This window comes from Actinokineospora pegani (assembly GCF_009745975.1).
GTDB classification, from domain to species: domain Bacteria; phylum Actinomycetota; class Actinomycetes; order Mycobacteriales; family Pseudonocardiaceae; genus Actinokineospora; species Actinokineospora pegani.
The window spans coordinates 231587-237586 of sequence record NZ_WHOL01000086.1 but is presented as its reverse complement, the minus strand read 5'-3'; the positions used below and the strand labels follow the sequence as shown (position 1 = coordinate 237586).

Annotated in this window: 6 protein-coding genes and 1 pseudogene; 3 read left to right on the top strand and 4 right to left on the bottom strand. The window is 70.6% G+C overall.

Annotated features, from left to right (window positions below):
- The first annotated feature begins 79 nt into the window (after positions 1-79).
- Both GCL84_RS15080 and GCL84_RS15075 read left to right on the top strand, forming a co-directional pair.
- Entirely contained in the window at positions 80-970 is an 891-nt protein-coding gene (locus GCL84_RS15080; RefSeq protein WP_156756081.1) for an IS982 family transposase, read from the top strand.
- 275 nt (positions 971-1245) lie between these two features.
- Positions 1246-1902, top strand: a complete 657-nt coding sequence (locus tag GCL84_RS15075) for a TNT domain-containing protein (protein ID WP_156756080.1) — start codon at positions 1246-1248, stop codon at positions 1900-1902.
- Positions 1903-1979: 77 nt separating this feature from the next.
- Here the strand turns inward: GCL84_RS15075 and GCL84_RS15070 are convergent, their stop codons facing one another.
- The 3 genes and pseudogenes from GCL84_RS15070 to GCL84_RS15060 form a co-directional block, all read right to left on the bottom strand.
- Positions 1980-2438, bottom strand: coding sequence for a peroxiredoxin (locus tag GCL84_RS15070; RefSeq protein ID WP_156756079.1), 459 nt, complete (start codon positions 2436-2438; stop codon positions 1980-1982).
- Positions 2438-3225, bottom strand: a pseudogene (locus GCL84_RS15065) (DUF1295 domain-containing protein). The gene GCL84_RS15070 and the pseudogene GCL84_RS15065 overlap by 1 nt, the downstream one beginning before the upstream one ends.
- A complete protein-coding gene (locus tag GCL84_RS15060) occupies positions 3222-4547 on the bottom strand; it encodes an SAM-dependent methyltransferase (RefSeq protein ID WP_156756078.1) in 1326 nt (441 codons plus the stop codon). Before GCL84_RS15060 ends, GCL84_RS15065 begins: the two are co-directional and overlap by 4 nt.
- Positions 4548-4687: 140 nt before the next feature.
- Here GCL84_RS15060 and GCL84_RS15055 point away from each other — a divergent pair, with 140 nt between their 5' ends.
- Complete coding sequence (locus GCL84_RS15055; protein ID WP_156756077.1) at positions 4688-5296, top strand: hypothetical protein; 609 nt, start codon at positions 4688-4690, stop codon at positions 5294-5296.
- Between the two features lie 25 nt (positions 5297-5321).
- Here GCL84_RS15055 and GCL84_RS15050 read toward each other — a convergent pair whose 3' ends face one another.
- Entirely contained in the window at positions 5322-5804 is a 483-nt protein-coding gene (locus GCL84_RS15050; protein WP_156756076.1) for a nucleoside deaminase, read from the bottom strand.
- Between the last annotated feature and the right edge of the window lie 196 nt (positions 5805-6000).

Genomic DNA, 6000 nt, shown 5'->3' with positions numbered 1-6000 from the left:
TCTAGATGAGTGATTCCGTAAAAGTGGTGTAAGGCGGGCCCGTGTCACCGCGTGGGTGGAGGGTGTTCAAGATCAATGTGTGACGAAAGACCTGAACACCCTCCTGACCGCACTTTACGTGCTGATCGATGACCATGTCGTGCCGCCCCGCACCGGGCGTGGCCGCCGACCCGAGTTGACCGACAGCGAGCTGATCACGCTGGCCGTGGCCCAGGTGCTGCAGCGTCACCGCAGTGAACGCCGCTGGATCCGCCACATCCATGCCGACCCCGAATGGCGTGCGATGTTCCCCGTCATGCTCACCCAGTCCGGTTACCATAAGCGCCTGAAAACAGCGCAACCGTTGCTGTGCCAAGCAATCCTGACCCTGGCCGCGTGCTGTCCGTCATGGTTCGACGACCTGTGGATCACCGATGCCACCCCCGTGCCCTGCGGCATGTCCAGGGAGACAGTGAAGCGCTCCGACCTGGCCGGGCACGCCGGCTACGGCTACTGCGCGTCACATTCCCGGTGGTACTGGGGGCTCAAGCTCTACCTCGTCTGCGCCGGGGACGGGATGCCGGTCATGTGGTGCCTCGCCACTCCGAAGATCGGGGAACGCGAGGTCCTCGCCGCCTTGCTCGAACGCAACCACCACCTCATCCGCGAAGGCCAGGTCTTGCTGGCGGACAAAGGGTTCGCCGGGAAAGCCTTCAAGGAACTCACCGAGACGCTGGGACTGAACCTGCTGCGCCCGGACCGCAAAGACGAGACCTACCGCAACGGGAACCTCGGCGGCATCCGGCAACGGATCGAGTCGGTCAACCAGACCCTCAAAGGCCAACTCGACCTCGAAGCACACGGTGGACGCACCCCTGCGGGAGTGTTCACCCGGGTCGCCCAACGCCTGCTCGCCATGGCCGCAGCCATCTGGCACAACTGGAACACCGGCCTGACCAGCAAACGATCACTGACCACCTACGACCACTAACACCAACTTCACGGAATCATTCATCTAGAGGTTGTTCGCGATCCCGGTGAGCGTCCGGCCGCCACGACCTCCAGCCCGGGTTGCCCGCTTTTCCCGACCATTGCTGGGAAGCGGGCAACCCGTCTATCGATTCGGTGTGGTGAGCGGCCATATGGGTGACGGTGGGTCGCGGAGAATGTGATCTTGAAATCGTTCGGGTGAACGGGCTACCGGTGTGCTGAGCCGCGCCGCTACCGTCTGGCCTGCTTTGCCACGGGACGATGAGGAGTGGGCTGATGGTGCGGTGGGGTCGACGGGTCGGGGCGGTGCTGGCCACGTGGCTGGTGGCGGCGGTTCTGGTCACTCCGGTGGCGGCCCAGGCGGCGCCCGTCGGGACGCCCGCGTCCCTGCGGGAGTGCTCGGCGGAGCTGTACCAGGGTGATCGGCGGCTGGGGCCGGAGAAGCTGCCGAAGCTGGGGTCGGTCGGGTTCCAGCTCTTCGGCTACAGCCGCACGGGTCCGCAGTCGCAGGAGAAGTTCCTCGACACCTACTACGACAGCGCGGCCAACAGTTGGCGCTACCCGCCGCAGGACGGGTACCTGCTCAAGCGCGACGGCACGCCCATCAAGTGGGAGCAGACGCTCGCGCGGGGGCAGCGCATCGACCGGTACGGCAGTGAGTACGGCGGCTTCCTCGCGCCGGAGGGCCTGCCCTACACCACGCGGTCCATCCCGCCGTCCAACCTGGTCGGCGACCCGGCGGCCGGGTGCAACTACCACATCTACAAGGTGCTGCGGCCCTTCGACGTGACCGCCGGCCCCATCGCACCGTGGTTCGCCCAGCTCGGCGGCGGCCTGCAGTACCAGCTCAGCGGGTCGCTGATCCCGAACGCGCCCGCGCAGGTCAACGTGCTGTGGCTGCTGGGCAACGGGTACCTGGAGCGCATCGTCTGACCAGGCTGACCAGGCTGACCCAGCACGACCCGGCGACTGCCCGGCCCACCCCCGACGTGGGCCGGGCAGTCGTCGTCTCAGGCGGAGGAACGGGCGCGCAGGACCTCGAGCGCCCGGTCCGCGTGCACGGCCATGCGCAGCTCGCTCTTGACGCTCTCGATGACCTTGGAGTCGGTGTCGATGACGAAGGTCTTGCGCTTGGTCAGCAGCGGGCCGAACTTGCGGCGCACCCCGAACTGGGTGGCGACCTTCCCCTCCGGGTCCGACAGCAGCGGGAAGTCGAACGAGTGCTTGCCCGCGAACTGGGCCTGCCTGTCCACCGAGTCCGGGCTGATGCCGATTCGGTGCGCGCCCACCTCGGCGAACTCCGCGGCCAGGTCGCGGAAGTGGCAGCTCTGCGCGGTGCAGCCGCTGGTCATCGCGGCCGGGTAGAAGAACAGCACGACCGGGCCGGTGGCCAGGAACTCGCTGAGCGCTCGGTCCGCGCCGGTCTCGTCCTTGAGGGTGAACTCGGCGACGGTGTCCCCAACGTTCATCAGGAGGCTCCTTGCTTGCGCTTGGGCGGAAGGGGGAAGAACCCGCTGGTGCGGGCCACGTACTCGGCGTACCCGGGGCGGCTGGACGTCAGGTGCTCCTCGGTGAGCGGCTTGCCGGTGCCCCTGGCCAGCGTGTACGTCATGGCGATCGGCGAGAGCACCATCGCCGCGCCCGCCCACGTGGCGCAGGCGAGCAGGTAGAGACCCCACCACACGGCGGCGTCGCCGAAGTAGTCGGGGTGGCGGGTGTAGCGCCACAGCCCGGTGTCGAGCACCTCGCCCCTGGTGGACCGGTCGCGGGCGAACACCGTGAGCTGGTGGTCGCCGACGGCCTCGAAGCCGAACCCGACGGCCCACACCGCGACGCCCACCCAGGCCAGCACCCCGAACGAGTCGGCGTACTGCGCGGCCTGGACCGGCAGGGACACGAACCACATCACCCCGGCCTGCACCAGGAACACGCGCACGAACATGTGCGGCCGGGGGTTCCCGCCTGCCCGCTCCATGATCGCGGCGTAGCGGTGGTCCTCCGGCTTGTCCCGGTTGCGCAGGTGCAGGTGCACGGCGAGCCGCACGCCCCACACCACCGTGAGCGCTGTCGTCACCAGGCGCGGCGCCAGGTCGCCGTCGGCGAGCACGCAGGTGACCACCGCGACGACGGCGAAACCCAGGCCCCACACCGTGTCCACGGTGTCGAACCGGCCCCGGCGAGGCTGACGGCGAACGCGGCGACCAGCACAACCAGCACCACCCCGGCGCTGACGAGCAGGTTGAGACCCAGGCTCACGCGGCTCCGGACTCCTCGGTGCCGGCCTTGTGCGACAGCAGCTCGGCCCGGGTGCGCGGCACGCCCGCGGAGCCGGTGGCCGTCGGGCGGACCGCGAGGACCTGGTCGACGCCCATCCGGTTCTCCGCGAACGCCAGCCCGCCGCCCGCCAGGTACAGCCGCCAGACGCGCGCCTGCTCCTCGCCGACGATGGCCACCAGCTCGTCCCACTTCTCCTCGAGCGTCTCCGCCCAGGCCCGCACCGTCCACAGGTAGTGCTCGCGGATCGCCTCCACGTCGCGGATCTCCAGACCCGCGTCGGTGAGGAAGTCGATGGTCTGGCCGATCGGGCGCATGTTCATGTCGGGGGCGATGTAGGTCTCGATGAACGCCCCGCCGCCCTGCGCGGTCGCGCCCCGGGACATCTGCTGCAGCAGCAGGCGGCCCTCGGGCTTGAGCATCCGGAACAGGGTCGAGGCGTAGACGGGGTAGTTGCCCGCGCCGACGTGCTCGCCCATCTCCAGCGTGCCGATGGCGTCGAAGTGGCCGTCGACCGCGGGGTCGAGCTCGCGGTAGTCCTGCAGCCGCACCTCGACCCGGTCCGCCAGGCCCTCGGCGGCCAGGCGGTCCAGGATGAACTGGCGCTGCTCCGCGGACAGGGTGATGCCCAGGACGGTCACGCCGTAGTGCTTCGCCGCGTGCACCGACAGCGAGCCCCAGCCGCAGCCGACGTCGAGCAGCCGCATCCCGGGCTCGAGGCCGAGCTTGACGCAGACGAGGTCGAGCTTGTCGCGCTGGGCGTCCTCGACGGTGTACCCGGGCTCCCGCGAGGTCCAGTAGGCGCACGAGTACGCCATCTGCGGGTCGAGGACGCGGCGGTAGAACTCGTTCGACAGGTCGTAGTGGTGGGCGATGGCGTCCTTGTCCCGGGCCTTGCTGTGCTCGGCGCCGGTCAGCACCGCCTCGGACGCGGGGATCGGCGGCCGCGTGCCCAGCACGCCCAGCCGCACGCCGGTGGCGAACAGCCGCGCCTTCTCGGCCAGGCCCAGCCGCGGCTTGCTGATCTCCGCCTCGCGCCGCATCGCCCAGAACAGCGACAACGCGTCGTGGAGGTCGCCGTCGACGTCCAGGTCGCCGGTGACGTAGGCGCGGGCCAGGCCCAGTTCGTCCGGGTCCCACAGCAGCCTGCGCAGCGCGCGCCGGGTGCGCACGACCCCGACCGGGCCGCCGGGGGGACCGGCCTCGCTGCCGTCCCACGCCCGCAGCCGGATGGGCAGCGGTGCCCCGAGCACCCGCTCGGCGACCTGGGCCAACGTGGTCGCGACTGGTGTGGATCCGGCCACCGCGGCACTCCATCCCCTGAGTTCGGTGTTCCCTGGACTCGGTTCTCTCGACTCGGCACTGTCGCGCCGAAGGGGATTCGGCGACCGCGGCTCGCCGGATGGGTCGTCCGGCACACGGGACGCGGTGGCATCATCACCCCGTGACGAGCACGGCGGCACTCAGCGGGAACGCGGCGCGGCTCGCCCGCGCGGTCAGCGAGGTCTTCGCCCCGGCGGTGGTCGTGCTGGTCCTGCCGCTGGCCGTGGCCTGGTCGGCGACCGGCGGGTCGCCGCTGTGGACGCTGGTGTGGGGCCTGGAGGTCGCGCTGTTCTCCAGCGTCCTGCCGATGGCCTTCATCGTGCGCGGCGCCCGCCGGGGCCGCTGGGACACCCACCACGTCCGCGACCGGGAACACCGGACGGTGCCGCTGCTGTTCGGCCTCGCCTCCACGCTGATCGGCCTGCTGGTCCTGGTGGTCGGCGGCGCGCCGAGGCAGGTGCCCGCGCTGTCGCTGGCCATGCTCGCGACGCTGGTCGTGTGCATCGCGATCACCCGCCGCTGGAAGGTCTCGCTGCACGCGGCCGTGGCCGGGGGAGCGGTGGCGATGACCACCCTGCTGTACGGGCCGTGGTCGCTGCTGCTGCTCGCGCCGCTGGTGGCGGTGGGGTGGTCGCGGGTCGTCCTGGGCGAGCACACGGTGGCCCAGGTCGTCGTCGGGACGCTGCTGGGGCCGGTGTTCGGCGGCGCGGTGTTCCTGCTCGTGGCCTGAGCCGCGCCGAGGGCTTTGTGGAGCTTCAGTAGCCGGTGCGGTCGGGCTTGGCGGTCCACGCCTGGAAGGGGGCTGCCTCCGCGCCGGTGCGGTGCTGGGCGACGGTCAGCGGCCACTCGGCCCGGGGGAGGCTGAACACGTCGTAGAAGACGCGGTCGTCGAAGCCCGCAGCCTCGGCGTCGTGGCGGTCGGCGGCGTAGAGGACGGTGTCCAGGCGGGCCCAGAGGGCGGCCGACAGGCACAGGGGGCAGGGTTCGCAACTGGCGACCAGGACGCAGCCGGTGAGGGTGAAGTCGTCGAGGACCTGGCACGCGGCGCGGATGGCGACGACCTCGGCGTGCGCGGTGGGGTCGCGGTCGGGGGTGACGCGGTTGACGCCGGTGGCCAAGACCTCGGCGCCCTTGACGACGAGGGCGCCGAACGGGCCGCCGCCCTCGGCGACGTTGCGCTCGGCGAGGCGGACGGCCTCGGCCAGCCAGCGCTGCTCGGGGGAGGGCTGCTCGGTCATGGTGGGCTCCCGGGGACGGCAGTGGACACTCGGCGACCACCGGCCACCCGCACGGTGAATTGGCCCGGTAGTGGCCAAAAGGGCCGTGACGTGCCCGGTCCGCGGTCGATACGGTCGACGCGTGAGCAGCTTACCGGCCGGTAGCCATTGCGGCGAGACGGCTGTCACTTGCACTTCCAACAGTAGGACATCAAAC

Bases quoted from the DNA above. Each gene is read 5' to 3' on its own strand.
- GCL84_RS15075 (WP_156756080.1), top strand. From the start codon at position 1,246: ATGGTGCGGTGGGGTCGACGGGTCGGGGCGGTGCTGGCCACGTGGCTG.
- GCL84_RS15070 (WP_156756079.1), bottom strand. From the start codon at position 2,438: ATGAACGTTGGGGACACCGTCGCCGAGTTCACCCTCAAGGACGAGACC.
- GCL84_RS15050 (WP_156756076.1), bottom strand. From the start codon at position 5,804: ATGACCGAGCAGCCCTCCCCCGAGCAGCGCTGGCTGGCCGAGGCCGTC.